Genomic DNA, 26,759 nt, shown 5'->3' on the forward strand with positions numbered 1-26,759 from the left:
ACGTCACTCGGCGACGAGCTTGTCGATCTTCGAGGCCGCCGTCTTCAGGAACTCGTCGATGGAGGTCTTGCCGAAGATCACGGCCGACGAGTACTCGTCGCGGAAGGCCTGCCAGGCCTCGACGGAGTTCGGGATGCTGGGCACGTCAGCCGTCGCCTCGACCTGCTTCGCGAAGGCCGTGTAGTCCGGGTTCGCGGAGAAGTAGTCGGGGTAGGTGCCGGCGAGGTCGGTGCGCATCGGCATCTGACCGGTGAGCTCCAGCAGCTGGCCGTCGCTGTCCTCGTTCGTGGAGAACTGCAGGAAGTCCCACGCGGTGCCCTGGTTCTTGCACGCCGTGAACATCGAGACGCTCTTGGAGTCGGCGAAGGTCGTCGGGTTGTCGCGACCGTCGCTGGTCGGCACCGGCATGAAGCCGACGTCGACGGTGTCGGCGTACGACGGGATGGCCCACGGTCCCGCGAGCTGCATGGCCGTGGTGCCCGCCGACATCGCGTCGTCGGTCGAGGCCTCGTTCGGGGCCAGCTTCTCGTCGTAGATCGTCTTCCAGAACTCGGCGACCTTCTTTCCGGCATCCGAGTCGAACGTGGCCTTGCCGTCTTCGACCAGCATGGTGCCGTCGGTCTCGGCGAGGTACAGCGGATAGAAGTCGAACCACGGCTGGTAGAACTCGCTCGTGGGCGCCGGCCAGATCGCGCTCTGCACACCCGAGGCCACGATCTTCTTGGACCCCTCGAGGAAGGCGTCGTAGGTGTTCATCTGCGGGTCTTCGGGGTCGATGCCTGCGGCCTGGAAGAGGGCCTTGTTGTACATGACCATCACCGGGTTGGACTTCCACGGCAGCTGGTAGAAGCCGTCGTCGGTCTTGTAGGCGGCGAGCTCTCCGCCGCGCGAGGTGATGTAGTCGTCGCCGCCGTCGAGCTTGCTGAGGTCGACGAGGCCGCCCTGCTTGACCCATCCGGAGACGGCGGCCGGGGCCACGTTGTACACGAGGCACGGTGCGGTGCCGGCGGTGATCGCCGCGGTGATCGCCTCTTCGGAGGAGGATCCGGCCGGGATCTCCTGCGCGGTCACCTTCTCGTCGGGGTGCTCCTTGTTCCAGGCGTCGACGACGGCGTGACCCCAGGCCACCTCCTGCTCGTTGTTCGACAGCCAGACCTTGATCGGGCCCTTTCCGTCGGCCGAGCCGCCGGTGGTGCCGGCTCCTGCCGAGCATCCGGTCGCGACGAGCGCGAAGGCGCTGACTGCGCCGACGAGTGCTGCTGCACGGATCTTCTTCATGGTGTCCTCCTCGACACGGTGGGTGTAGCTGCCGACGGCGCCGCTGTGCTCTCGCGGAAGTGCACGACGTTGCAGTCGACGATCTCGGTGCGCGGCTGCGCTCCGAGGATGTCTGCCCGCAGGAGGCGGGCGGCCGCGCGACCTCGCGCGGCGGGGTCCGACGAGACGCTGGTCAGCGCCGGAGAGAGGTGGGCGGAGAGGTGGTCGTCGTCGAATCCGGCGATCGCGAGGTCGTCGGGGATCGAGAGGCCCTGCGAGCGCGCGTAGGACAGGCCGGCGATCGCCATCGTGTCGTTCGCGTAGACGATCGCGGTGGGGCGCTCGGGAAGAGCGAGCAGCTCCTCGGTCAGCGCGCGTCCGCTCGCTGCGGTGAAGTCGCCCTCGCGCAGCAGCTCGTCGCTGCCGATCTCGTCGGTGTAGGCCTCGGCGCGGGCGCGGGAGTGCACGTAGGCGAGCGGGCCGGAGATGTGCGCGATGCGCTCGTGACCGGCGTCGCGCAGGTGGGTGATGATCTCGCGCACGGGGGTCGCATCGTCGGTGCGGACGCAGGAGAACGAGTGCGGCTGGTCGTAGGCGCCGACCAGGACCGTCGGCAGCTCGAGCTCGTCGAGGAAGGGCACGCGCCAGTCGTCGTCGCGGAGGTCGAGCAGAAGCGCGCCGTCGGCGCGGCCGTGGGTGAGTGAGCGGTAGGCGCGCTCCTCGGCGTCGCGGTCGGGGACCACCTGCAGGATGAGTGCCGTCTCGGTCTCGGCGAGGACGGACTCCACTCCGGCGATGAAGGCGGGGAAGAACGAGTCGTTCGCGATGACCTCGGGGTCGCGGGCGAGGACGACGGCCACGGCGTTGGCGCGGCGGTTCGCGAGGGCTCTGGCGCTCTGGCTGGGCGCCCAGTTGAGCTTCTCGGCCGCCGCGAGGACCTTCGCACGGGTCTCCTCGGAGATCGGGCGGTTGCCGCTCAGGGCGTGCGACACCGTCGCCTTCGTGACGCCGGCCTCGCGGGCGACATCGGCGATCGTCGTGCGGCTCATGCCACCTCCTCGTGGAAAGACCGGAGTGAACCGGTTTGATGAGTGTAAACCGGTTTGATTCGCTGCGTCAACGCTCGGCGCGGAACCCGTCAGTTGTGAGGGGAGTGGATGCCGCTAGGCCTTCAATCGCGGGCGAGCGCGCCGCTCAGACGAATCGCACGGTCTGCTGCAGGCGCGTGCGGACGTCGAAGAGCTCGTTGCCGCCGATCGCGCGCACTCCTGGCACGCCCTGCCGGAGCACCATGCCCAGCGCGCTCCGGCGCACCACGACGACCGGGACGCCGCGCACGGTGCCCAGCGGAGTGACGGCCTGCACGAGGTCGTCGTCCGGCAGCACGACGATGGCGCCGCCGAACCGCACCCGTGCGGCACGTGCCGTCACGCGCATGCGCCCGAGGAGCGCGGTGACGGGTGCGCGGACCCCGACGGTCGGGCCCGTGATCTCGCCGCGGCGGAATCCGACCACCCCGCCGAAGTCCTCCGACATCACGCCGTAGAGACCGGACGGGCTGAGGACGACATGGTCGAGCTTGTCGTCGGCATCCGCCCCCGTGGCCACGTCATGCCAGATCGTGAAGCCCATGCCGAGGTCGGAGACGGTCCGGGCCGTCTCCTCCTCCGCCAGCGCATCGGCGAGCAGCCGGCGAAGTTCGCGCGGCGCCTGACGGACCAGCGCGGGGTCGTAGGGATCGGGGACCTCCACGCCGACGCCCGCCCACTCGCGGATCAGCGTGATGTACCGCTCCCGGCGCCATCCGCCCGGGTGCCCGTAGGAGCGGGCGCGCGGCCGTGTGTCCGGACGGGCGGTCTGCACGCGCCATCCGCTCCACTCGCTCTCCTCGACGAAACCGTGCCCGCGGTCGTACGCGGCGCGGCCCTCGGGGGTGCCGATGAGCTCCCACGCGTACTGAACCTGGATGAACACGGCGGCGTCGCCACCCGTGTCGGGGTGCGTCTGGCGCAGGCGCAGCCGGTAGGCGCGCCGCAGCTCGTCGTGGTCGACCGTCGGGTCGACGCCGAGCACCTCGTACGCAGAGGCCGAGAGCGGGCTGTCGAACATCTCGCTCCTTCCGGCAGCTCTGATCCAGCGTATCCGCCGTGCCGGGGTGCGGACGCCCCGCACCGATCTCACCCCGTTCGCTCGGGAACCCAGAGCGTCGGATGCCCGGTGCGGCGCGGCGCCGGTCGACGCCCGCTCATCAGGGAAACCCAGAGCATCGGATGCCGGTACGGCGTGCCGCCGGTCGACACGCCGTGCCGCGTGCAGATGCTCTGGGGTTTCCCGCAGAGCCCGGCGGGATGCTGCCGTCGTGAGGCCGTGCACTCTCGGCGAGGTCACGCGAGGGCGACGGGCGATGGGCGGCGACCGCCGACGGACTCCGGTGGCGGGCGGGCGCAGGCAGAAGGGAGACGTAGACACGACGACGGGCGGTCAGTCGGGCACGTCGACGATGCGCTCGGCGCCGAAGACGGGCGTCACGGCGCCGGCGGATGCGGCGGCGAGGTCGTCGGCCAGGGAGGCGAGCGCCGCGGCGGGCGCCCAGAGCTCGAGCGTCGCCGCCGCGCCGTAGCTCGGTGCGCCCAGCGTCGCGCCGTGGTGGCCGGCCCAGTCGCGCAGCAGGTTGTCGTAGCGGCCGGCATCCGCGTGGGGCACGACCACCGTCGCCTGCGTGAGCGACTCCCGCCGCACGGGCGACGCGAGATCCAGCGCCTCCGAGACGGCGGTGGAGTAGGCGCGCACGAGTCCGCCGGCTCCGAGCTTGACGCCGCCGAAGTACCGGGTGACCACGGCCACGACATCGGTGAGGTCCCGGCGCCGCAGCACCTCGAGCATCGGGATGCCGGCTGTGCCTGACGGCTCTCCGTCATCCGATGACCGCGCCTGGTCGCCGAGCAGGCCGGTGATCATCGCGCTGCAGTTGTGCCGTGCGTCCCAGAACCGTTTGCGGATGCCGGCGATGACGGCATCCGCCTCCGGCACCGAGGAGACGGGTTCGACGTGGGCGATGAACCGCGACTTCTTGATGACGAGCTCGTGCTCCACGCCCGCGGCGATCGTCGTCGGGTAGCTGCGGTCTGTGCTCACCCCGCCACGCTAGCCCCGCCGCGTGCACGCACGCGATCTCGCCGAGCGCACGCGAAGCCCGCCTATGCAAGCGAAGCCGCCGAGTGCACGTGAAGTCGCCGACTGCACGGCCTGTCGACGTCGGGATGCCGTGCACTCGCCGAGTGCACGTGAAGTCGACGCGACCCGACGCGCCCCGACGCGACGCGACGCGACGCGACGCGACGCGACACCACCGCGGGAAGAGCGGGGTCAGCGGTCGATGAAGGACATCTGCTGGGGGTTGTAGCGGGCGCCGTGGACCCGCGTGGCCAGCTGATCGAGGGCGGACATCTCGTCGGCGGACAGCGCGACGGCGGTCGAGCCCGCGTTCTCGGCGATGCGCGCCGTGCGGCGCGTGCCGGGGATGGGCACGATCCACGGCTCGCGGGCGAGCAGCCACGCGAGGGCGATCTGTCCGGGAGAGGCGTCCTTCGCGGCGGCGAGAGCGGCGACCTGACCGACGAGCTCCTGGTTTGCGGCGCGGTTCTCCTCGCTGAAGCGCGGGATCGTTCCGCGGATGTCGCCCTCGGTGAAGGGCGTGCTCTGATCGACCGTGCCGGTCAGGAAGCCCTTGCCGAGGGGGCTGAACGGCACGAAGCCGATGCCGAGCTCGGCGAGCACGGGAAGCACGGACGCCTCGGGCTCGCGCGTCCACAGCGAGTACTCGCTCTGCAGGGCCGTCACCGGGTGCACGGCGTGCGCGCGCCGGATGGTGTCCGCCGACGCCTCGGAGAGGCCGAAGTGCCGAACCTTGCCCTCGGCGATCAGCTCGCCGACCGTCCCGGCCACGTCTTCGATCGGCACGTCCGGGTCGACGCGGTGCTGGTAGAAGAGGTCGATCGTGTCGGTGCGCAGCCGGCGCAACGAGGCTTCGGCGACCCGTCGGATCTGCTCGGGCCTGCTGTCGAGGCCGACGCTCTTGCCGTCTTCGATCTTCCAGCCGAACTTCGTCGCGATCACGACCTGGTCGCGGATCGGCGCGAGGGCCTCTCCGACGAGCTCCTCGTTCACGTAGGGACCGTAGACCTCCGCCGTGTCGAAGAAGGTGACGCCGAGGTCGAGCGCCGAGCGCAGCACCTCGATCATCTCCTCGCGTGTGCCGGGATTCGGCCCGTAGCTCTGCGACATGCCCATGCAGCCGAGTCCGACCGCCGAGACCTCGAGGCCCTGTCCGAGTGTGCGCGTGTGCATGGTGTGTCCTTCCGTCGGCATCCTGTCGTTCCGACGCTACGCCCGCCTCTCCCTCCCGAGGGAGGCCCTGCCGCACCCCCTCTTGCCAGGCCCTCCATCGCCGTCGAGTGCACATGATCTCGCCGAGGGCACGGGCTGTCGACGCGAGGATGCCGTGCACTCGCCGAGTGCAGGTGAACTCGACGGCGATAGGCAAGGGAGAAGGGGCGGTCAACCGAAAGGTGGAGGCGTGCGAGGGGGCGGGGAGGAAGAATATGAGGATGCCGTCTCCTGATCACCCCGCCGCCGAGCCCGTGCGCGTGCGCACCTGGGCGGGGCTGATCGGCTCCGTGCGGGTCGGGCAGGCGGTGATCACCGTGGTGCTCGTCGCGATCGGTTCGTGGCGGGCCGCACTCGACGGCGTGCCCCTGCCGTGGGTGCTGGCGATCAGCCTCGTCTTCCTCGGCTGGTACGGCGGGGGCCTGGTGCTGAGCGAGCGCACCGAGGACCGTCGCCTCGCCGCCGGCTGGCTGCTCGGGCTGACGCTGATCTGGCTCGGCGCCGTCGCGCTGTCGCCGGAGTACGTGTGGCTCGCCTTCGCGCTCTGGCTGCTCTCCGGATTCGTGCTGCGGATGCGGTGGGCGGCTCCGCTGAGCATCCTGATCCTCGCCGTCGTCATCGCGGCTCCCGTGCTGCACCACGGCACCACCAGCTACGCCAACGTGATCGGCCCGCTGGTCGGCGGGGTCTTCGCGCTGGGGATCTCGCGCGGATACCTGGAGCTCGTCCGCGACGCGCGCGAACGGCGTCGGCTCATCTCCTCGCTCGTCCAGGCGCACGAGGAGATGGCGGCCCTGCAGGACGAGCTCGCCCGCACGCAGCGCGAGTCCGGTGCGAGCGCCGAGCGCACCAGGGTGTCGCGCGACATCCATGACACCGTCGCGCAGAGCATGGCGTCGATCGGCATGCTGGCTCGGACCGGGACGGAGCAGGATGCCGACCCCGACCGCGCGCTCGAGCAGATCGCCGCGCTCGCCGCAGAGGGGCTGGCCGACGCCCGACGCATCGTGAACGACCTCATGCCGGCGGAGCTGGAGCAGGCCGCCCTCGGCGACGCGCTCGGACGGATGCTGCGGCGCCTGTCGGACGAGACCGGGATCGCGGCGACGCTGCAGGCCGACGACCTCCCCGCGCTCGGCCTCGACGCCGAGGTCGCCCTGCTGCGCACGGCCCAGTCGGCGCTCGCGAACGTGCGCACGCACTCCGGCGCCTCGCGGGTGGTGGTGACGCTGGCGGATGCCGGTGACACGGTGCGCCTGGACATCGTCGACGACGGACGCGGCTTCGATTCCGCACGACTCGACGCGCCGGGGCCGGACGGCGGCTACGGCCTGCGCGCGATGCGGGCGCGGCTCCGCGAGCTCGGCGGCGGACTCGACGTGGAGAGCGCCCCCGGCGACGGCACGGCGCTCTCGGCCCACGTCCCGGTCGGAGGGCGCCCGTCGCCCCGCGGCGAGGGGAGAGCGTCGTGACTGCGCTGCGCGTGCTGCTCGTCGACGACCACCCCATCGTGCGGGCTGGCGTGCGCTCGTTGTTCGACCGCCGTGACGACATCGAGGTCGTCGGGGAGGCCGCATCCGGTGAGGAGGCGGTGGCGCTGTCGCGGCACCTGCACCCCGATGTCGTGCTGTGCGATCTGCGCCTGGGCTCCGGCATGGACGGCGTCCAGACCACCGCTGCACTCCGCGCGCAGGAGCCGGCCCCCGCGGTGATCATCCTCACCACTTTCGATCGAGATGCGGAGATTCTCGGGGCGATTGAGGCAGGTGCAGCGGGATATCTGCTGAAAGACGTCGCTCCTGACGTGATCGTGCAGGCGATCCGTCACGCCGCCGCAGGAGGGCTCGTGCTCACCCCCGAGCTCAGCGAACGCGTCGTCGAGGTCATGCGGGCACCGCGGGTGCGGCTCACCGAGCGCGAGCTCGACGTGCTGCGGCTCCTCGACACCGGCTCATCGAACCGGGAGATCGCGAAGACGCTGTTCGTCACCGAGGCGACGGTCAAGACGCACCTCGTGCACGTGTTCGAGAAGCTCGGCGCCGACAGTCGCGCCAGGGCGATCGCGATCGCCCGGGACACCGGCATCCTCTGACGTCTCGGGCGTCTCGCCGGTCGCAGCTTCGCACGGCGCTGCCGTGCCGTGCGGGTGTGAGGCCGTGCCGTGCCGCGCCGCGCGGGTGCGAGGCGGTGCGGAGGCGTGCGGATGCGAGGCCGTGCGGAGGCGGGAGCTGCGAGGCCATGCCGTGCCGTGCGCTGCCGTGCATCTCAACCGAACGATGGATCCGGTGCGGGGGCCGCGGAGCGAGGCTGGAGTCAGCCTCGAAAGGACACCCCTCATGCGCAAGCTCTTCTACGCCGCGTTCGCCTACATGCTCGTCGGCGTGCTCTCCGGACTCTTCTACCGCGAGTTCACCAAGGCCAACGGCTTCCCCGAGGGGCAGTTCACCCAGCTCGGTCTCGTCCACACGCACGTCCTCGTCCTGGGCTTCGTCGTGCTGCTGATCGTGCTGCTGCTCGAGAAGGCGTTCGCACTGAGCGAGAGCCGCCTGTTCGGCTGGTTCTTCTGGATCTACAACGCCGGACTCGTGCTCACCTCGGCGATGCTCGTCTGGCACGGATGCCTCACGGTGCTCGGTCGGGAGTCGTCCGCCATGATCTCCGGCATCGCGGGGCTCGGTCACATCCTGCTCTCGGCGGGCATGGTGCTGCTGTTCCTCGCGCTCCGGAAGCGCCTGTTCGCTCCGAAGCCCGCCGTGTCGTCGGTCTGACCCGGGGCCGTCAGCCCCGTCAAGACTCCGGTCGCATCAGCATCCGTCCGACCGAATCGGCCAGAACTCCGGAGATCCGCCGGGCACGAGCCCGGCATCGCCCGATCTGGTCACCGCCGATGCGGATCTCCGGAGTTCTGGCGTTCAGGTGAACGCGTTACTCCGCGGAGTCGTCGCGCAGGTGCGCGATGTGGGCCTCGTGACGGGAGATGTGGTTCGGAGACCTGCGCACGAAGATCCATGCCACGACGAGCAGCGCGAACCAGATCGGCGTCACCGCCAGTGCGGTCAGCGTATCGGGCTGCGTGGTCAGCGCCCACAGGATGAACACGAAGAACGCGAGCACCACGTAGGGCATGAACAGACCGCCCGGCATGCGGAACACCGAGGCCGCGGCCTTCTCCTTGCGCGTGCGGCGGTAGACGATGTAGCTGATCAGGAAGATCGTCCACACGAACATGAAGCACACGGCCGAGACCGTGGTCACCATGTCGAAGGCGGTGCCGATGTCCTTGCCCGCGTACAGCAGCACGACGCCCGACAGCAGCAGGATGCAGGAGAGGAACAGCGCGTTCTGCGGCACCTTGCGCGACGACAGGCGGCCGAAGATCTGCGGGGCGTCGCCGTCCTGCGCGAGCCCGAACACCATGCGCGAGGTGGAGTAGATGCCCGAGTTCGCGCTCGACATGGCCGAGGTCAGCACGACGAGGTTCACGACCGTCGCGGCGATGCCGAGGCCGGCGAGGGCGAACATGGCGATGAAGGGGCTCTCGCCCGCGACGTACTCGGTCCAGGGGGTCACGGCCATGAGCACGATGAGCGCGCCCACGTAGAACAGCAGCACGCGGATCGGGATGGCGTTGATCGCCTTCGGCAGGTTGCGCGTCGGGTCCTTCGTCTCGGCCGCGGCCGTGCCGACGAGCTCGATGCCGACGAACGCGAAGACGGCGATCTGGAAGCCGGCGACGAAGCCCATGAAGCCGTGCGGGAACATGCCGCCGTGGTCCCACAGGTTCGCGAACGATGCGGTGCCGGCGTCGTGCTGGAAGCCGGTGAAGATCATCACGAGGCCCGTGATGATGAGCGCGACGATCGCGATGATCTTGATGAGCGCGAACCAGAACTCCATCTCGCCGAAGGCGGCGACGGTGGGCAGGTTCAGCGCGAGCAGGATGATGATGACGAGCAGGCCGGGGATCCACAGCGGGATGCCGGGGATGAGCGCATCCGTGTACCCGGCGATCGCGATGACGTCGGCGACGCCGGTGACCACCCAGCAGAACCAGTAGGTCCACCCGGTGAAGAAGCCGGCCCAGGGGCCGAGGAGGTCGCTGGCGAAGTCGCTGAACGACTTGTACTTGAGGTTCGACAGCAGCAGCTCGCCCATCGCCCGCATGACGAAGAACAGCATGAAGCCGATGATCATGTAGACGAAGATGACCGACGGGCCGGCGACCGAGATGGTCTTGCCGCTGCCCATGAACAGGCCGGTGCCGATCGCCCCACCGATCGCGAGCAGCTGGATGTGGCGGTTGCTCAGCGCCCTCCGCAGGTGCTCCTCCTCGCCGGCGCCCTTCGTGGTGCCCCCTGAGTGCTGATTCGTCACTGTGATCCTCCGGTCGTCGTCGACTGCGCCCGCGCGCGGGCACGGTGTGCAGGCTAATACACGCGGATGCCGTCGCCCGGACGATCCGCGGAGGGTCAGCCGGATCGGCGTCGGGGCCGAGGCCTCGCGTGAGGCCGTCCACAACTCCGGAGATCCGCCGACCGTCGGACGGGCCAGACCCGATTCGGCGGGCGTCGACGCGGGCGCCGACCGAGATCTCCGGAGTTCTGGACGCGCGGAGGGTCAGCCGGATCGGCTACTTCGCGACGAGCGTGGTCTCGAAGCTGTACATGTCGGGGCGGTAGCAGTGGTGGCCGTACTCGATGGCCCTGCCGGAGTCGTCGAAGGCGATGCGCTCCATCGTGAGCACGGGGCCGCCGTCGTCGATGTCGAGCAGTGCGCTCTCGTCTCCTTCGGCGCGCCGGGCGCCGATCTTCTGCTTGGCGATCCGGATCGTCACGCCCCGGGCGCGGAGGATCTGGTAGAGCCCGCGGGTGCCGAGGTCGTCGGTGGTGATGTCGCGGAACTCGCGGGGGAGGTAGTTCTCCAGCACGGCCACCGGCATCCCGTCGGTGCTGCGCTGGCGGCGGATGTAGACGACGTCCTCGCCGACCGGCACGCCGAGTCCCACGGCGACGGCGTCGGTCGCGGGGACGACCTCGTGTGCGAGCACGCGGGTGCCGGGCTCGTGGTGGGAGCCCTGCAGGTCTTCGTAGAGGCTGGTCAGCTCGACCTGGCGGGTGACCTGTCCCTGCACGACCTGCGTGCCGATGCCGCGGCGGCGGACGAGCAGTCCCTTGTCGACGACCTCCTGGATCGCGCGACGCACGGTGGGGCGGGAGAGGCCGAGTCGCTGGGCGATCGCGATCTCGTTCTCCAGGCGGGCGCCGGCGGGGATGGCGCCGGAGTGGATGGCCCCTTCGAGGCGGCTGGAGACCTGGTAGTACAGCGGCACGGGGCCGGTGCGGTCGAGGTCGGCGAACAGCTCGTCCGGCCAATGGGGCTCGTCGCCGGCCATCGTTCCCTCCCCGGCCCGCGTGGTCGCGGGGTCCATGTTCCGACAATCTTACGTCCGCAACTTCAGCGGGCGGGATCTCTTGCGCGAACACACCTATGTGCTATTGTTAGGACATTCGAGCATCGAAGCGGATGCCGACGTACAGAGAGGTGTTCGCGCGCATGACCGAGACGCAGGACGCACCCGAGATCATCGCCTTCGGACGCCTCGGAGTGGACCTCTATCCGCTGCAGAGCGGGGTCGGCCTCGAAGACGTGACGAGCTTCGGCAAGTACCTCGGCGGCAGCGCGGCCAACGTGAGCGTCGCCGCGGCGCGGCACGGGCGCCGCTCGGCCCTCGTCTCGCGCGTGGGCGACGATCCCTTCGGCCGCTATCTGCTCCGTGAGCTCGACCGCCTCGGCGTCGACCCCTCCGGCGTGGCCGTCGATCCGCTGCTGAAGACGCCCCTGACGTTCTGCGAGATCTTCCCGCCCGACGACTTCCCGCTGTACTTCTACCGCGACCCGAAGGCGCCCGATCTGAATCTCGACGCCGACCAGATCGACCTCGACGCCGTGCGTGCGACCGATCTCCTCTGGCTCACGGTCACCGGCCTCAGCCAGGAGCCCAGCCGCTCCGCTCATCTTGCGGCGCTCGCTGCCAGGGGGCGCGCACGGCACACGGTGCTTGACCTCGACTACCGCCCGATGTTCTGGAGCGATCCGGCCGCGGCGTCCGCGCAGGTGGATGCCGTGCTCGACGCCGTGACCGTGGCCGTGGGCAACCGCGAGGAGTGCGAGATCGCCGTCGGCGAGACCGACCCGCACCGCGCAGCCGACGCGCTGCTCGACCGCGGCATCGAGCTCGCGATCGTGAAGCAGGGGCCCAAGGGCGTGCTCGCCAAGACCCGAGACGAGACCGTCGAGGTGCCCCCGCTGGTCATCGACGTCGTCAACGGCCTCGGCGCCGGCGACGCGTTCGGCGGCGCCCTGTGCCACGGCCTGCTGAGCGGGTGGGAGCTCGAGCGGATCATCCGCTTCGCGAACGCGGCGGGGGCGATCGTCGCCTCGCGCCTGGAGTGCTCGACGGCCATGCCCACGACGGCGGAGGTCGACGAGGCGATGGGCAGGGGGGAACTGACATGGGCATCCTGACGGCATCCGACTTCGCGCGGCTGCGGGAGATCCGCTCGCGGCGTCCGCACGAGATCACCGAGGCGCTGCGGGCGCGCACGCGGCGCGAGATCCTGGGAGCCGACGACCGCATGTTCATCGTCGCCGCCGACCACCCGGCCAGGGGCGCGCTCGCGGTGGGACCGGACGCGACGGCCATGGCCGACAGATACGACCTGCTCGACCGGCTCGCCACGGCTCTCTCTCGACCGGGCGTCGACGGCGTGCTCGGGACCCCCGACATCATCGACGACCTCGCCGCTCTCGGCCTGCTCGACGGAAAGGTCGTGGTGGGCTCGATGAACCGCGGCGGCCTCCGCTCGGCGACCTTCGAGATGGACGACCGCTTCACGGCCTACGACGTGCCGAGCCTCGTCGACTCCGGGCTCGACTTCGCGAAGACGCTCATGCGCATCAACTTCGACGACGAGGGCACCTCGGCGACGCTCGAGGCGACCGCCCACGCCGTCACGCAGGCCGCCGCCGCTCGACTGCCCATCATGCTGGAGCCGTTCGTGAGCCAGTGGAAGGACGGGCACGTCGTCAACGACCTGACGCCGGATGCCGTCATCCGCTCGATCGCGATCGCCGCTGGTCTCGGCGGCAGCAGCGCGTACACGTGGATGAAGCTGCCCGTCGTGGCCGACATGGAGCGAGTGATGGCGGCGACGACCATGCCGACCGTGCTGCTCGGCGGCGACTCTCCCGACGACCCCGACGAGACCTTCGCCGCCTGGGAGGACGCGATGTCGCTCCCCGGCGTGCGGGGCCTCACCGCCGGTCGCACCCTGCTCTACCCGCCCGACGGCGATGTCGCCGCGGCCGTCGACATCGCGGCCCGACTCGTCCACCCCACGCTGATCTGAGGAGCCCGCATGACCATCGACACGACAGCCGCCCTCACGGGTGTGCAGGAGATCGGCCACTGGATCGACGGGGCGCCGCGCCCCTCGACGAGCGGTCGCACCGCCGACGTCTTCAACCCCGCGACCGGAGCCGTGATCGGCCGGGTGGCGCTCGCCGACGAGACGGAGATCGCCGAGGCGATCGCGTCGGCAGAGCGTGCGCAGAAGGCCTGGGGCGCCACGTCGATCGCGAAGCGTCAAGCGGTGCTGTTCGCATTCCGCGAGCTGCTGAACGCCCGCAAGGGCGAGCTCGCCGAGATCGTCACGCGTGAGCACGGCAAAGTGCTCTCCGACGCGATGGGGGAGATCCTCCGCGGACAGGAGGTGGTGGAGCTCGCCACCGGGTTCCCGCACCTGATCAAGGGCGCCTACTCGGAGAACGTCTCGACCGGCATCGACGTGTACTCGATCAAGCAGCCGCTCGGCGTGATCGGCATCGTCAGCCCCTTCAACTTCCCGGTCATGGTGCCGATGTGGTTCTTCCCGATCGCGATCGCCGCCGGCAACGCCGTGGTGCTCAAGCCCAGCGAGAAGGATCCGTCCGCCGCTCTCTGGATGGCCGAGCTGTGGCGCGAGGCCGGGCTCCCCGACGGCGTCTTCACGGTGCTGCAGGGTGACAAGCTCGCGGTCGACGGCCTCCTCACGAGCCCTGTCGTGCAGTCGATCTCGTTCGTCGGCTCGACCCCCATCGCGCAGTACATCTACGAGACGGCATCCCGTCACGGCAAGAGGGTGCAGGCGCTCGGCGGTGCGAAGAACCACATGCTGGTGCTCCCCGACGCCGACCTCGACCTCGTCGCCGACCAGGCGATCAACGCGGGCTACGGCGCCGCGGGCGAGCGGTGCATGGCGATCTCCGTCCTGATCGCGGTGGAGCCGGTGGCGGACCGGCTCATCGAGAAGATCACCGAGCGGATCTCCCGGCTGCGCGTGGGCAACGGCGCGGGGGATGCCGACGGCGAGCCCGACCTCGGCCCGCTGATCAGCGGCGCGCACCGCGAGAAGGTGTCGGGCTACGTCGACATCGCCGCCGCCGATGGGGCGCGCATCGTGGTGGACGGCCGCGGCTTCGTCGTCGACGGGCACGAGGACGGCTTCTTCTTCGGACCGACGCTGATCGACGAGATCCCGCTCACGTCGCGGGCGTACCGCGAGGAGATCTTCGGCCCGGTGCTGTCGATCGTGCGCGTCGAGACGTTCCAGGAGGGGCTCGACCTCATCAACTCCGGCGAGTTCGGCAACGGCACGGCGATCTTCACGAACGACGGCGGCGCCGCGCGGCGCTTCCAGACCGAGGTGCAGGTCGGCATGATCGGCATCAACGTCCCGATCCCCGTCCCCGTCGCGTACCACTCCTTCGGCGGCTGGAAGGCCTCGCTGTTCGGCGACGCGAAGGCGTACGGTGTGCACGGGTTCGAGTTCTTCACGCGGGAGAAGGCGGTCACCAGCCGCTGGCTCGACCCGGCGACGCACGAGGGCATCAACCTCGGATTCCCGCAGAACCGCTGAGGCGCGCATGAACGACGAGACCGGATGGTTCCATCGCCGCGGCGCGCTCGCCGGCGAGGGGTGGGAGAGCGTCGTCGGCGACGGCATCCCCGGCTGGCAGCACACGGGTCTGCGCGTGGGCGTGCTGACCGAGGGCGAGTCCCTCGCGCTGGACGGCGGCGGGCAGGAGCGCATCGTCGTGCCGCTCGCCGGGAGCTTCACGGTGGAGGTCGTCGAGCGGGGGTCCGCGTCGACCGTGGAGCTCGCGGGCCGCGCGTCGGTCTTCGACGGTCCGACCGACGTGCTCTACCTCTCCACCGATGCGACGGCGATCGTGCGGGGGAGCGGCAGGGTCGCCGTCGCCTCGTCGCCGACGACCGAGGTCCGGCCGACCAGGCGGATCGCGGCGGCAGAGACCCCCGTCGAGCTCCGCGGTGCGGGTGCGTCGAGCCGCCAGGTGCACAACTTCGGCACCCCGCAGGCGCTGGATGCCGCCCGGCTCATCGTGTGCGAGGTCATCACGCCGGCAGGCAACTGGTCGTCGTACCCTCCGCACAAGCACGACGAGCACGTGCCCGGTCACGAGTCGCGGCTCGAGGAGATCTACTACTTCGAGGCGGCTCGCGCCGACCGGTCGACGCAGGGGGCGGATGCCGCGTTCGGGCTGTTCAGCACCTACTCCTCTCCCGCCGGCGACATCGAGATCGACGCGATGGTCCGCACGGGCGACATCGCCCTCGTGCCGTTCGGCTACCACGGCCCTGCGGTCGCCGCCCCCGGCTATGACCTGTACTACCTGAACGTGATGGCGGGGCCGGACCCCGAGCGCGAGTGGCTGATCAGCGACGACCCCGCGCACGCGTGGGTGCGCGACGGGTGGGCCTCGCAGCCGATCGACCCGCGCCTGCCCTTCCCCGAGGGCGCATCGGCGCACGACGACGAGCACGACGAAGGAGGGCCGCGATGACGGCGACCAGGAGGATGTCGGTCAGCCAGGCGCTGGTCGGGTTCCTTGCGAACCAGTGGACGGTCGACGGGGAGATCCGCGAACGGACGATCCCCGGCGTGTTCGGCATCTTCGGACACGGCAACGTCGCCGGCATCGGCCAGGCGCTGCGCCAGTTCGACGTCGAGAGCCCCGGCCTCATGCCGTACCACCAGGCCCGCAACGAGCAGGCGATGGTGCACCAGTCCGTCGGCTTCGCGCGGATGCACCGCCGCAGGGCGACGTTCGCCTCCGCGGCATCCGTCGGCCCCGGCGCGACCAACATGCTCACCGGCGCCGCGCTCGCCACGACGAACCGGCTGCCGGCGCTGCTGCTGCCGAGCGACACCTTCGCGACGCGCGTGGCCGACCCGGTGCTGCAGCAGCTGGAGCAGCCGTGGGACATCGGGCTCACCGTCAACGACGCGTTCCGTCCGCTCTCGCGCTTCTTCGACCGCGTGCAGCGGCCGGAGCAGCTGTTCTCCATCGCGCTGAACGCCCTCCGCGTGCTCGTCGACCCCGCCGAGACCGGCGCCGTCACGATCGCGCTGCCGGAGGACGTGCAGGCCGAGAGCATCGACGTGCCGCTGTCGTTCCTCGCCGAGCGCGAGTGGCACGTGCGCCGGCCCGTCCCCGAACGCGGTGCGCTGGAGCGGGCCGTGCGGGCGATCCGCGCCGCGAAGCGCCCGTTCATCGTCGCGGGCGGCGGCGTGATCTACTCGGGCGCAGAGGAGCAGTTGCGCGCCTTCGTCGAGGCCACCGGCATCCCCGTCGGCACGACGCAGGCCGGCGGCGGCAGCCTCGCCTGGGACCACCCGCAGTACCTCGGCGGAGTCGGGGCCACGGGCTCGACCGCAGCGAACCGGTTCGCCGCCGAGGCCGACGTCGTGATCGGCATCGGCACGCGCTACAGCGACTTCACCACGGGGTCGCGCACGGCGTTCCAGCATCCGGGTGTCGAGTTCGTCAACATCAACGTCGCCGCGTTCGACGCGTACAAGCACGGCACGCAGCTGCCGGTGATCGCTGACGCCCGCGAGACGCTGGTCGCGCTCGCAGAGGCGCTGCCCGTCCGGATCGTGAGCGATGAGCACGCCACCCGCATCGCGGGGGAGAAGGCGGAGTGGGATGCCGCGGTCGACGCCGCCTTCACGCCATCGGGGCTGGAGCGGCCCGGCCAGCCGGAGATCATCGGCGCCGTCCAGGCGGCTACCGACCCGGAGGACGTGATCGTCCAGGCCGCGGGTTCCCTGCCCGGCGACCTGCACAAGCTCTGGCGCGTGCGCGACCCGCTCGGCTATCACGTCGAGTACGCGTTCTCGTGCATGGGGTACGAGATCGCCGGCGGACTCGGCGCCAAGCGCGGCGCCCTCGCATCCGGCTCCGACCGCGACGTGGTCGTGATGGTGGGAGACGGCTCGTACCTGATGCTGAGCTCCGAGCTCGCCACGGTCGTCGCCGAGGGCATCAAGCTCATCATCGTGATCGTGCAGAACCACGGCTATGCCTCGATCGGCCACCTGTCGGAGACCGTCGGCTCGGAACGGTTCGGCACGCGCTACCGGATGCAGGACGATCCGGCGCACGCCGAGCGGCTGCTGCCGGTCGACCTCGCCATGAACGCTCGCAGCTACGGGCTGCACGTCGTGGAGATCCCGGCGACGGCATCCGCGATCGACGACCTGTCGGCCGCGCTCGCCGCAGCGAAGGCCTCGCCGCGGTCGACCGTGATCCACATCGAGAGCGACCCGCTGCTCTACGCCCCCGACGGGGAGGGCTGGTGGGATGTGCCGGTGCCGGAGGAGGCGTCGCTGCCGACGACCCGTCGCGCGCGCCGCGAGTACGAACAGCGCCGGACGGCGCAGCGCCCGCTGCTGGGCGCGGAAGACGGAGGAGAGGCATGAAGGCGACGGTGGCCGGCGCCCCGGTGAGCTTCGGCGTGTTCGAGCTGACCCCGGAGGGCGCCGAGACGATCAGCCCCGACGATCTGCTGGCGACGCTCGCCGAGTCGGGCTACCGCGGCGTGGACCTGGGCCCGTCCGGCTTCTTCGGGCAGGGCGCGCGGCTGCGGGAGCGGCTGCGGAGCCACGGGCTGGAGCTCGCCGGAGGCTGGGTGCAGCTGCCCTTCTCCGACGACGACGCGTTCGAGGCGGCGCTGCCGGAGCTGCACGAGGCACTGCGGGCGTTCTCCGACGCCGCGGAGGACGGTCCCGAGCGTCTGCCGCTGCCCACGCTCGCCGACGGAGGCTCGAGCATCCGCCAGGGTGCGCCGGGCCGCGGAGGCGAGGTCGACCCGCTCGCCGAGGCCGCGTGGGGGAGGCTGCTCGCGAACACCGAGCGCGCCGCGGGCATCGTGCGCGCGGCCGGCTTCGAGCCGACCTTCCACCACCACGCCGGCACGTTCGTGGAATCGCCCGACGAGATCGACCGGTTCCTCGCGAACGTCGACGTCGATCTCACCCTCGACACCGGTCACCTCTTCATCGCCGGGGGAGACCCGCTCGACGCCGTGCGCCGCTGGGGAGACCGCATCAACCACCTGCACCTGAAGGACGTCGACCTCGGCGAGCTGACGCGCGTGCTCTCCGCCGGCGGCGGGATGCGCGAGGTCTGGTCGTCGGGTTCGTTCGTCGCGTTCGGCGCGGGCGACATCGACCTCGCCGCCGTGATGGATGCCGTCGACGAGCGCGGTTTCGACGGCTGGATCGTCGTCGAGCAGGACGTGCTGAACGGCCCCGACGTCTCCCTCTCCGAGTTCCGCGCCGCGCGCGGGGCCGACCAGATCCGCAACCGCGAGGCGCTGCGCCCCTGGGCGTGACCCCTTCTCCCCGACCCCTCTCCCCGAAGGACCGCACGATGTCACACGCTCCCCTCCGCTTCGGCCTGATCGGCACCGGACGCATCGGCCAGGTGCACGCCGCGAGCATCGCCGCCGACCCCGACGCGCAGCTCTCCTGGGTCGCCGATCCCTTCGTCGACGGCGCGCGCCGCGTCGCGGCGACGTACGGCGGCACGGCGACCGACACCCCCGACGAGGTGTTCGCCTCGGGGGAGGTCGACGCGATCCTCATCGCCTCGCCGACGCCGACGCACGTCGACCTCATCGCTCAGGCGGTGGATGCCGGCATCCCCGTGCTCTGCGAGAAGCCGATCGACCTCGACATCGCGCGGGTGGAGGCGCTGCGTCCCCGGGTCGCGTCGGCCGGGGTGCCGGTGGCTCTCGGCTTCAACCGCCGCTTCGACCCCGCGTTCGCGTCGGCCAGGGCCCGCGTCGCCGCGGGTGAGATCGGCGCCCTCGAACAGCTCACGATCATCAGCCGCGACCCCTCGGCCCCGCCCGCCGACTACGTCGCCGTGTCCGGCGGGATCTTCCGCGACATGACGATCCACGACTTCGACATGGCGCGGTTCTTCCTGCCCGAGATCGTCGAGGTCTCGGCATCCGGCTCGACGACCTTCGACGCCGGCGCCGCCCAGCACGGCGACTTCGACACCGCCGTGACGACCCTGCGCGCGGCATCCGGCGCCCTCGTCACGATCGTCAACTCGCGGCACAGCGCCGTCGGCTACGACCAGCGCATCGAGGCCTTCGGCGGCACCGGGATGCTGCAGGTCGCGAACGCGCCGACCAGCCTCGTCAGCCTGTCGACCGCGGATGCCGTCGAGGCGAAGCCCCCGTACGAGCCGTTCTTCCTGGAGCGCTACGCCGCCGCCTACGCCGCGGAGCTGCACGAGTTCATCCTGCTCGCCCGCGGAGAGCAGTCGACGAGTCCGACGTTCGAGGACGGCCGCGCGGCGCTGATCCTCGCCGACGCCGCGCAGCGTTCGGCGACCGAGCGCGTCGTCGTGCCGGTCGACCTGCGATGAGCGCCGTCGAGCAGCCCGCCCGCTACCGGCTGGCCGCGTCGGCCGAGATGCTCTACACCGACCTCGACTTCGTCGAGCGCGTACGCCGGCTGCACGAGCGCGGCTTCGAGGTCGAGATCTGGGACTGGAGCACCAAGGACCTTCCCGCTCTCGCCGCCACCGGCGCGGTGTTCTCGTCGATGACGGGGTACCTCCGCGGCGACCTCACGACGCCCGACGGCATCGCCGACCTCCTCGCGACGGCGGAGGAGTCGCTGCGGAAGGCGGAGGTGATCGACTCACCCCGGCTGAACCTGCACGGCACGGGGCTGGCGCCCGGCGGCCTTCCGGTGCGCCCGCAGACCGAGGTCGCCCCGCACGAGTGGGAGATCGCGGCGGACACCCTCGCGCGACTGGCCGCGCTGGGTGCGCGCGAGGGGCGCGTGTTCACGCTGGAGAACCTGAACACCGCCGTCGACCACCCCGGAACCCCGTTCGCCCGCGCTGCCGACACGCTGCGTCTGGCGCGGGCCGTGGACTCCCCGTGGCTGCGCCTCAACCTCGACCTGTACCACGCGCAGATCGGGGAGGGGAACCTGATCGAGCTCGTGCGGGAGGCGCTGCCGTGGGTCGGCGAGATCCAGGTCGCTGATGTGCCTGGTCGCTGCGAGCCGGGCACGGGGGAGATCCGCTACGAGGCGATCGCCGCGGCGCTGCGCGACCTCGGCTACGACGGGGTGATCGGCCTCGAGGGCTGGGCGCGCACCGACACGGATGCCGCGCTGGACGCGTTCCGGAGCGCCTTCGGGGTCTGAGGAGCAGAGACGCAACAAGAGGCCGATGCGGACACCGCATCGGCCTCTCTGTGGTCACGCGTCGTACGTCGTGGGGCCCGTCACCTCGGGCACGGACTCCCAGGCTCCGGATGCCGTGCTCCGCAGCGCGGCATCCACGATCTCCGCCGCCGACCACGCATCGGATGCCGACGGCGCGAGCTGCCTGCCCTCGGCGACCGAGCGCAGGAACAGCGAGGCCTCGATGGTCTTCAGGTCGTCGAAGCCCATGCCGGTGCCGGCCCCGGGCTGGAAGCGCGCGAAGTCGCCGTAGTCGGGCCCGGCCATGACGGTGCGGTAGCCGGAGGCGTCATCGGCCAGCTGGAGCTCGTTCAGGCGCTGGAAGTCCCACCGCAGCGAGCCCTTCGTGCCGTACACCTCGATGCGGTACTCGGCGCGGGGGCCGATCGCGACGCGGCTGGACTCCAGCACGGCGACCGCGCCGGAGTCGAAGCGGGCGAGGATCGCGGCGTAGTCCTCGTTCTCGACGTCGCCGCGGGGGCCGTCGTCGGCGCCCTTGCTGAAGTGGCTGGCCGCGCCGGCCGACGGCAGGGGACGGCTGCGGATGAAGGTCTCGGTGAGCCCGCTGACGGAGCTGATCCGGCCGACGATGTACTGCGCGAGGTCGGCCCCGTGCGAGAGCAGGTCGCCGAGCACGCCGCTGCCCGCGCGATCGCGGCTGAACCGCCACGTGAGGGCGCCGTCGGGATCGGCCGAGTAGTCGGCGAGCAGGGCGACGCGCACGTTCGTGATCGTGCCGAGCGCCCCGTCGCGCACCAGGCGCCTGGCGTGCGCGATCGCGGGGGCGTGCCGGTAGTTGAAGCCCACCGAGGTCACGAGGCCCGCGTCGAGAGCGCCCTGTGCGATCTCTCGCGACTCGCCGGCGCCGCGGCCCATCGGCTTCTCGATCCAGAACGGCTTGCCCGCAGCGATGGCGGCCAGGGCGATCTCGTGGTGGAGGAAGTTCGGCGAGCAGATCGAGACCACGTCGACGTCGGGGTGGGCGATCAGCTCGCGGTAGTCGGAGACGGTCTCGCGGTAGCCGAGCACGTCGGCGGCGTGTTCGCGGCCCCCGGCATCCGGGTCTGCGGCGACCGTGAGGTCGGCGACGAGGGGCAGGTCGGGGTAGTGCCTGTGCGCCTCCAGATAGGCGCGTGAGTGCAGGCGCCCCATCCATCCGACCGAGACCAGACCGACGCCGATGTGCTTCTTCGTCACCACGGGCGACTCCTTCCGTTGGACACAGCGTATACCCCGAATGGAGATGTTGACAGAATGTATTGACATTTGGACTCCACGGTGTCAGGATCGCCCTGACACCGACGTCACCAGGTGGGACGTGTCGACGTCGACAGGATCCGCATCGAAGGGAAACCGAAATGAAGAAGCGCCTCATCGGCGTTCTGGGGATCGCCGCCGCAGCCGCGCTGCTGCTGTCGGCGTGCTCTGGAACCGGACAGGAACCGACGACCGACTCGCAGGGCGGCGGCGGCGACACCAAGTCCTCAGGGCTGAGCTACGCCGTGGTCACGCACGCAGCGCCCGGCGACGCGTTCTGGGACCGCGTCAAGTCCGGCGCGGAGAAGGCCGGAGCCGACTACGGCGCCGACGTCACCTACAACTCCGACCCCGACCCCGCGAAGCAGTCGCAGCTCATCGACAACGCGATCGCGCAGAAGGTCGACGGCATCGTCGTCTCCATGGCCAACCCCGACGGCGTCCAGGCGAGCGTCGAGCGCGCCGTCGCCGCCGGCATCCCGGTCGTGACCATCAACTCGGGCATCGAGAAGTTCAAGGAGTTCGGCGCGATCACCCACGTCGGGCAGAGCGAGTCGATCGCGGGAGCCGCTGTCGGCGAGCGCCTCAGCACGGAGGGCGCGACCAACGCCCTCTGCGTCATCCAGGAGGCGGGCAACATCGGGCTCGAGGAGCGCTGCAAGGCCGCGGCCGGCGCGTTCGGCGGCACCATGGAGAACCTGCAGGTCGACGGCACGAACGATGCCGAGGTCAAGGCGACCATCAAGTCGAAGCTGCAGGCCGACCCCTCCATCGACGCCGTGCTGACCCTCGGCGGCCAGTACGCGATCGACGCGGTCGGCGCCGTCGAGGAGTCCGGCAGCGCGGCGAAGGTCGCGACCTTCGACCTGTCGGAAGACGTCGTGGCCGCAGTGGCCGACGGCAAGATCCTCTTCGCGGTCGACCAGCAGCCGTACGTGCAGGGCTTCCTCGGGGTGACAGCGCTCTACCTCAAGAGCATCAACGGCAACGACATCGGCGGTGGGGAGCCGATCTACTCCGGACCGGCGTTCGTCACGAAGGACAACGCGGCCCAGGTCGCGGAGTTCGCCAAGAAGGGCACGCGCTAACACCGGCGGAGGGGGCGGGATGACACCCGCCCCCTCGTCCGGCGAAAGGACTGAAGATGACAACGACGGACATCGTCACGGTGGGCAACAGACCGCGACTGGAACGGCGGCCGCTGCGCAATCTGCTCGTGCGGCCCGAGATGGGAGCGCTCGTCGCAGCGCTGGCGGTGATGATCTTCTTCTCCGTCTACACGAAGAGCTTCATGACCACCGCCGGAGCGGGCGTCTGGCTCGAATCCGCATCGACCTTCGGCATCATGGCCGTGGCGGTCGCCCTGCTCATGATCGGCGGGGAGTTCGACCTCTCGGCGGGTGTGCTCACCGGCTTCACCGCTCTCGTGGTCGGCATCCTGACCACCCGGTACGGACTGAATATCTGGGTGGCCGTGCTCGTCTCGCTCGTGCTGGCCCTCGCGATCGGCGCCCTCAACGGCCTCCTCGTGATGAAGACCGGGCTGCCGAGCTTCATCATCACTCTCGGCACGTTCTTCGTCCTGGCGGGCATCGACCTCGCCGTCACGAAGCTCATCACCGGTCAGGTGGCCATCCAGGGCATGACCAAGGTGCCCTACTACGACAGCATCCAGCCCCTCTTCGGCTCGTCGATCGAGATCGGCGGCGGCACCTTCTACATCTCGGTGCTCTGGTGGTTCGTCGTCACCGCCGTCGCGACCTGGGTGCTGCTGCGCACCCGGCCGGGCAACTGGATCTTCGCGGTCGGCGGGGCGGTCACGTCATCCCGCCAGGTGGGCGTTCCCGTGCTCAAGACCAAGATCGGCCTGTTCATGGTCACGGCCGGTGCGGCGTGGTTGGTCGGCATGATCTCGCTGTTCCGCACCTCGACGGTGCAGGCGAACACGGGCGTCGGGCAGGAGTTCATCTACATCATCTGCGCGGTCGTCGGCGGCTGCCTGATGACGGGAGGCTTCGGCTCCGCGATCGGCGCGGCGCTGGGCGCCCTCATCTACGGCATGGTCTTCCAGGGCATCACGTTCGCCCAGTGGGACACGAACTGGCTGCGCACGTTCCTCGGAGCGATGCTGCTGCTGGCGGTGTTCCTGAACCACTGGGTGCGACTCAGGGCGGGAGGAGTGAAATGACCGCGGTCAGCACGACGGCGCCCGTCGTCGAGGTGCGCGACATCGGCAAGAGCTACGGTCCGGTGAACGCGCTCGCCGGAGTCAGCACGACGGTGAACGCCGGACAGGTCACGTGCGTCCTGGGGGACAACGGCGCGGGCAAGTCCACGTTCATCAAGATGCTGGCCGGGGCGCACACCCCCTCCAGCGGCGAGCTGCTCGTCGACGGGGAGCAGGTGACGTTCTCGTCGCCGAGGGCGGCGCTGGATGCCGGCATCGCCACGGTCTATCAGGACCTCGCTGTCGTGCCGCTGATGCCGGTCTGGCGCAACTTCTTCCTCGGGTCGGAGCTGACGAAGGGCTGGGGGCCGCTCCGTCGGCTCGACGTGAAGCGCATGAAGCAGATCACGTACACGGAGCTCGCCAACATGGGCATCGACCTGCGCGACGTGGATCAGCCGATCGGCACGCTGTCCGGAGGGGAGCGCCAGTGCGTCGCGATCGCCCGTGCGGTGTACTTCGGTGCGAGGGTGCTGATCCTCGACGAGCCGACCGCTGCGCTGGGTGTGAAGCAGTCGGGCGTGGTGCTGAAGTACATCGCCAGGGCCCGCGATCGCGGACTGGGCGTCGTGTTCATCACGCACAACCCGCACCACGCGTACCCCGTGGGCGATCGGTTCCTGCTGCTGAACCGCGGCACCAGCATCGGCAACTTCGAGAAGGAGGAGATCTCCCTCGCGCAGTTGACGAGCATGATGGCGGGCGGCGCGGAGCTCGACTCGCTCGCTCACGAGCTGCAGCGGGAGATCGGCGACGACTCACCGGTCGTCGAGGAGATCGTGCGCGAGGCCGAGCAGGCGTCGGAGCTGGGGAGCCCCGACGCGGAGTCGCCGTCCGGCGGCCCCACCCCTGCATCCGCCTGAGCGCGCGGAAGAGATCGGCCGGCATCGCCCCCGCGATGCCGGCCGATTCCGCGTGTCCGGGGATACCGCTCGCCGAATCGATTCGATAAACTGGTCGGACCCCCGATCCACCCCCCAGTTCTGCGAGCCGCTCCTTCATGGCCACCTCTCTCACCACGGGCCGTCCGTGGCGTGTCATCCTTGCCTTCTCCATCCCGCTCCTGCTCGGCAACGTCGTCCAGCAGCTGTACCAGTTCGTCGATGCGATCGTCGTCGGCCGCCACCTCGGCGTCGGCTCCCTCGCCGCCGTCGGCGCGACCGGACCGCTGCTGTTCCTGCTGCTCGGCTTCGCGTGGGGTCTCACGAGCGGCTTCGCCATCTCCATCGCGCAGGCCTACGGCGCCGGCGACGAGGTCGCGGTGCGCCGCTCCGTCGCGACCGGGGTGATCCTCACCGGCATCACGAGCGTGATCCTCACGGTCGGGGCGCCCCTGATCTCGCACCCTCTCCTCGCGTTGCTGCAGACGCCGAGCGAGCTGATGGCCGAGGCCACCGTGTTCACGCAGATCAGCTTCATCGGCGCCGGCGCGACCATGTTCTTCAACTACCTGTCGGCGATCATCCGCGCGATCGGCGACTCCCGCACGCCGCTGGTCTTCCTCACGGTCTCGTGCGCCCTGAACGCGGGGCTCGTCGTGCTCATGGTCGGTCCGCTCGAGTGGGGCGTGGCCGGGGCGGCGCTGGCGACGGTCGTCGCGCAGGCCGTGTCGGTGCTGCTGTGCCTGGAGTTCGTGCGCCGCCGCCTGCCGCTGCTGCACCTGCGCCGCAGCGACTGGCGCGTCACGCGCGCCGACGTGGCGGAGCACCTGCGTCTCGGACTGCCTATGGGATTCCAGGCGTCGATCATCGCGATCGGCACCCTCACCGTGCAGGTCGCGCTCAACACCATCGGCGCCGAGGCGGTGGCCGCGTACACCACGGGCGCCAGGGTCGACAGCCTCGGCGTGGCCTTCCTCTCGTCGCTCGGCCTCGCCGTCTCGATGTACACGGCGCAGAACCTCGGCGGGCGCCGTCCCGACCGCATCCGCCGCGGCGTCGTGGAGGCGACGTGGATGGCGGTGGCCGCCGGTGCGGCGATCGGCATCGTCATCATCGCCTTCGGCGTGCCGATGGTGCGGCTGTTCATCGGCGACGGCTCCGACGAGGTCGTGAGGCTCGCGCACCTCATGCTCATCGTGAACGGATGCGGCTACTGGGCGCTCGGCGTGCTCTTCGTGCTCCGCGGCGCGCTCCAGGGCCTCGGGCACACGCTCGTGCCCACCGTCACCGGCGTCATCGAGCTCGTGATGCGCGTCGCCGCCGCGGTCGCCCTCGGCGCGTGGATCGGATTCCCCGGTGTCGCGCTCAGCAACCCGCTCGCCTGGGTGGGGGCGATCGTGCTGCTCGTGCCCGCGTACATCAGCGCGCACCGCGCCCTCGGACGGATGCCGGTGAACCCCGCGGAGGCCACCGAGACGTCGGCGATCGCCATCGTCGGACCGGTCGACGGATCGATGGTGGTCGACGCCGTCGTCACGCAGCCGGTGCGCGTGGTGAAGAGGTCGCCGCTCGCCCGCCTGAAGAGGCGTTAGACCGCAGGAGTACGAAACATCATCCTTGAGACGGATGCGTTCATCCAGACACTTTCCTAATGTAGAAGGTGCGGAGATACCGCTGACGGGGGGTCGTCATGACGACATCGAGGGTGGCCAGCGATCTGGCCCAGATCATGGTCCCGATCGGAGTGGTCGGCGCGGTGCTCGCGGCGGTCTGCGCGATCGTCGCAGCCGTCGCGATCACACGCGGCGCGAGCGGTCTGAGCGGAGGCGCGGTGGGGCTCTGGATCCCCAGCGCGATGATCAGCTCCATCGCCGGATTCGCCAGCCAATGGATGCCGCTGCTGGCCTCCGTCGCGGCGCTCGTCGGCCTGCTGGTGATCGGCGGCGTCGTGCGCGCGATCATGAACGCATCCGGCGCCGAGTGGCCGACGCGGGCGGAGAAGGCCGAGGCGGCGGCCGCTGCACCGGCCGTCGCGGCTCCGGCATCCGTCGCCCCGGCGACCAGCACGATTCCGACGCTCACGCGGCCGAATCCGGTCCGCGCGGCCTGAGCCGCGCGACCCAAGCGACT

24 protein-coding genes are annotated in these 26,759 nt (G+C 70.5%); 16 read left to right on the forward strand and 8 right to left on the reverse strand.

Going from position 1 to position 26,759, the window contains the following annotated elements; all coding sequences use genetic code 11:
• Positions 1-3: 3 nt before the first annotated feature.
• From LC438_RS01010 to LC438_RS01030, 5 genes are all read right to left on the reverse strand, one after another.
• On the reverse strand, positions 4-1,278 hold the full coding sequence (locus LC438_RS01010) for a sugar ABC transporter substrate-binding protein (RefSeq protein WP_223585547.1): 1,275 nt from the start codon (positions 1,276-1,278) through the stop codon (positions 4-6).
• Entirely contained in the window at positions 1,275-2,306 is a 1,032-nt protein-coding gene (locus LC438_RS01015) for a LacI family DNA-binding transcriptional regulator (RefSeq protein ID WP_105675909.1), read from the reverse strand. Before LC438_RS01015 ends, LC438_RS01010 begins: the two co-directional genes overlap by 4 nt.
• Positions 2,307-2,451: 145 nt before the next feature.
• Positions 2,452-3,366 (reverse strand): J domain-containing protein, encoded by a 915-nt coding sequence (locus tag LC438_RS01020; RefSeq protein WP_223585548.1) that lies wholly within the window; start codon positions 3,364-3,366, stop codon positions 2,452-2,454.
• 372 nt (positions 3,367-3,738) lie between these two features.
• Entirely contained in the window at positions 3,739-4,392 is a 654-nt protein-coding gene (locus LC438_RS01025) for a YigZ family protein (protein ID WP_223585549.1), read from the reverse strand.
• A gap of 231 nt (positions 4,393-4,623) precedes the next feature.
• The gene (locus LC438_RS01030) at positions 4,624-5,604 is read right to left on the reverse strand and encodes an aldo/keto reductase (protein ID WP_105675916.1); all 981 of its coding nucleotides are present in this window, start codon (positions 5,602-5,604) and stop codon (positions 4,624-4,626) included.
• Between the two features lie 260 nt (positions 5,605-5,864).
• Here LC438_RS01030 and LC438_RS01035 point away from each other — a divergent pair, with 260 nt between their 5' ends.
• From LC438_RS01035 to LC438_RS01045, 3 genes are all read left to right on the forward strand, one after another.
• Entirely contained in the window at positions 5,865-7,115 is a 1,251-nt protein-coding gene (locus tag LC438_RS01035; protein WP_223585550.1) for a sensor histidine kinase, read from the forward strand.
• A complete protein-coding gene (locus LC438_RS01040) occupies positions 7,112-7,735 on the forward strand; it encodes a response regulator transcription factor (RefSeq protein WP_223585551.1) in 624 nt (207 codons plus the stop codon). Before LC438_RS01035 ends, LC438_RS01040 begins: the two co-directional genes overlap by 4 nt.
• A gap of 244 nt (positions 7,736-7,979) precedes the next feature.
• Positions 7,980-8,411, forward strand: coding sequence for a DUF2871 domain-containing protein (locus LC438_RS01045; protein WP_223585552.1), 432 nt, complete (start codon positions 7,980-7,982; stop codon positions 8,409-8,411).
• 157 nt (positions 8,412-8,568) lie between these two features.
• On the opposite strand, the gene cycA is transcribed toward LC438_RS01045, so the two are convergent.
• Both cycA and LC438_RS01055 read right to left on the reverse strand, forming a co-directional pair.
• Positions 8,569-10,017 carry a D-serine/D-alanine/glycine transporter gene (gene cycA / locus LC438_RS01050; RefSeq protein ID WP_223585553.1) on the reverse strand — a complete coding sequence of 483 codons (1,449 nt, stop codon included), beginning with the start codon at positions 10,015-10,017 and terminating at the stop codon, positions 8,569-8,571.
• 256 nt (positions 10,018-10,273) lie between these two features.
• Complete coding sequence (locus LC438_RS01055) at positions 10,274-11,035, reverse strand: GntR family transcriptional regulator (protein WP_105675959.1); 762 nt, start codon at positions 11,033-11,035, stop codon at positions 10,274-10,276.
• Positions 11,036-11,196: 161 nt separating this feature from the next.
• Between LC438_RS01055 and iolC the strand changes: the two genes are divergently transcribed.
• From iolC to LC438_RS01095, 8 genes are read left to right on the forward strand one after another with little or no spacing between them, the layout of a single operon-like run.
• Positions 11,197-12,168: a 5-dehydro-2-deoxygluconokinase gene (iolC, locus tag LC438_RS01060; protein ID WP_223587436.1), complete on the forward strand. Its 972-nt coding sequence runs from the start codon at positions 11,197-11,199 to the stop codon at positions 12,166-12,168.
• Positions 12,156-13,052 (forward strand): class I fructose-bisphosphate aldolase, encoded by an 897-nt coding sequence (locus tag LC438_RS01065; protein WP_181155935.1) that lies wholly within the window; start codon positions 12,156-12,158, stop codon positions 13,050-13,052. Before iolC ends, LC438_RS01065 begins: the two co-directional genes overlap by 13 nt.
• Before the next feature lie 9 nt (positions 13,053-13,061).
• Positions 13,062-14,600, forward strand: a complete 1,539-nt coding sequence (locus LC438_RS01070; RefSeq protein WP_105675927.1) for a CoA-acylating methylmalonate-semialdehyde dehydrogenase — start codon at positions 13,062-13,064, stop codon at positions 14,598-14,600.
• A gap of 7 nt (positions 14,601-14,607) precedes the next feature.
• Positions 14,608-15,546 carry a 5-deoxy-glucuronate isomerase gene (gene iolB, locus LC438_RS01075; protein WP_223585554.1) on the forward strand — a complete coding sequence of 313 codons (939 nt, stop codon included), beginning with the start codon at positions 14,608-14,610 and terminating at the stop codon, positions 15,544-15,546.
• Positions 15,543-17,468 carry a 3D-(3,5/4)-trihydroxycyclohexane-1,2-dione acylhydrolase (decyclizing) gene (gene iolD / locus LC438_RS01080; RefSeq protein WP_223585555.1) on the forward strand — a complete coding sequence of 642 codons (1,926 nt, stop codon included), beginning with the start codon at positions 15,543-15,545 and terminating at the stop codon, positions 17,466-17,468. The genes iolB and iolD overlap by 4 nt, the downstream gene beginning before the upstream one ends.
• Positions 17,465-18,382, forward strand: a complete 918-nt coding sequence (locus LC438_RS01085) for a sugar phosphate isomerase/epimerase (protein ID WP_223585556.1) — start codon at positions 17,465-17,467, stop codon at positions 18,380-18,382. The genes iolD and LC438_RS01085 overlap by 4 nt, the downstream gene beginning before the upstream one ends.
• 38 nt (positions 18,383-18,420) lie before the next feature.
• Positions 18,421-19,431 carry an inositol 2-dehydrogenase gene (iolG, locus tag LC438_RS01090; RefSeq protein ID WP_223585557.1) on the forward strand — a complete coding sequence of 337 codons (1,011 nt, stop codon included), beginning with the start codon at positions 18,421-18,423 and terminating at the stop codon, positions 19,429-19,431.
• Complete coding sequence (locus LC438_RS01095; RefSeq protein WP_223585558.1) at positions 19,428-20,225, forward strand: TIM barrel protein; 798 nt, start codon at positions 19,428-19,430, stop codon at positions 20,223-20,225. Before iolG ends, LC438_RS01095 begins: the two co-directional genes overlap by 4 nt.
• A 54-nt stretch (positions 20,226-20,279) precedes the next feature.
• On the opposite strand, the gene LC438_RS01100 is transcribed toward LC438_RS01095, so the two are convergent.
• Entirely contained in the window at positions 20,280-21,464 is a 1,185-nt protein-coding gene (locus tag LC438_RS01100; protein ID WP_223585559.1) for a Gfo/Idh/MocA family protein, read from the reverse strand.
• A gap of 158 nt (positions 21,465-21,622) precedes the next feature.
• Between LC438_RS01100 and LC438_RS01105 the strand changes: the two genes are divergently transcribed.
• The 5 genes from LC438_RS01105 (at position 21,623) to LC438_RS01125 (ending at position 26,739) form a co-directional block, all read left to right on the forward strand.
• A complete protein-coding gene (locus tag LC438_RS01105; protein ID WP_105675937.1) occupies positions 21,623-22,609 on the forward strand; it encodes a sugar ABC transporter substrate-binding protein in 987 nt (328 codons plus the stop codon).
• A gap of 56 nt (positions 22,610-22,665) precedes the next feature.
• The gene (locus tag LC438_RS01110) at positions 22,666-23,709 is read left to right on the forward strand and encodes an ABC transporter permease (RefSeq protein WP_223585560.1); all 1,044 of its coding nucleotides are present in this window, start codon (positions 22,666-22,668) and stop codon (positions 23,707-23,709) included.
• Positions 23,706-24,611 carry an ATP-binding cassette domain-containing protein gene (locus LC438_RS01115; protein ID WP_223585561.1) on the forward strand — a complete coding sequence of 302 codons (906 nt, stop codon included), beginning with the start codon at positions 23,706-23,708 and terminating at the stop codon, positions 24,609-24,611. The genes LC438_RS01110 and LC438_RS01115 overlap by 4 nt, the downstream gene beginning before the upstream one ends.
• Before the next feature lie 137 nt (positions 24,612-24,748).
• Complete coding sequence (locus tag LC438_RS01120) at positions 24,749-26,221, forward strand: MATE family efflux transporter (protein WP_223585562.1); 1,473 nt, start codon at positions 24,749-24,751, stop codon at positions 26,219-26,221.
• 98 nt (positions 26,222-26,319) lie between these two features.
• Entirely contained in the window at positions 26,320-26,739 is a 420-nt protein-coding gene (locus LC438_RS01125) for a hypothetical protein (protein WP_105675944.1), read from the forward strand.
• Positions 26,740-26,759 lie beyond the last annotated feature (20 nt).

Source organism: Microbacterium sp. OVT16B, from assembly GCF_019969705.1.
Lineage (GTDB): Bacteria > Actinomycetota > Actinomycetes > Actinomycetales > Microbacteriaceae > Microbacterium > Microbacterium natoriense.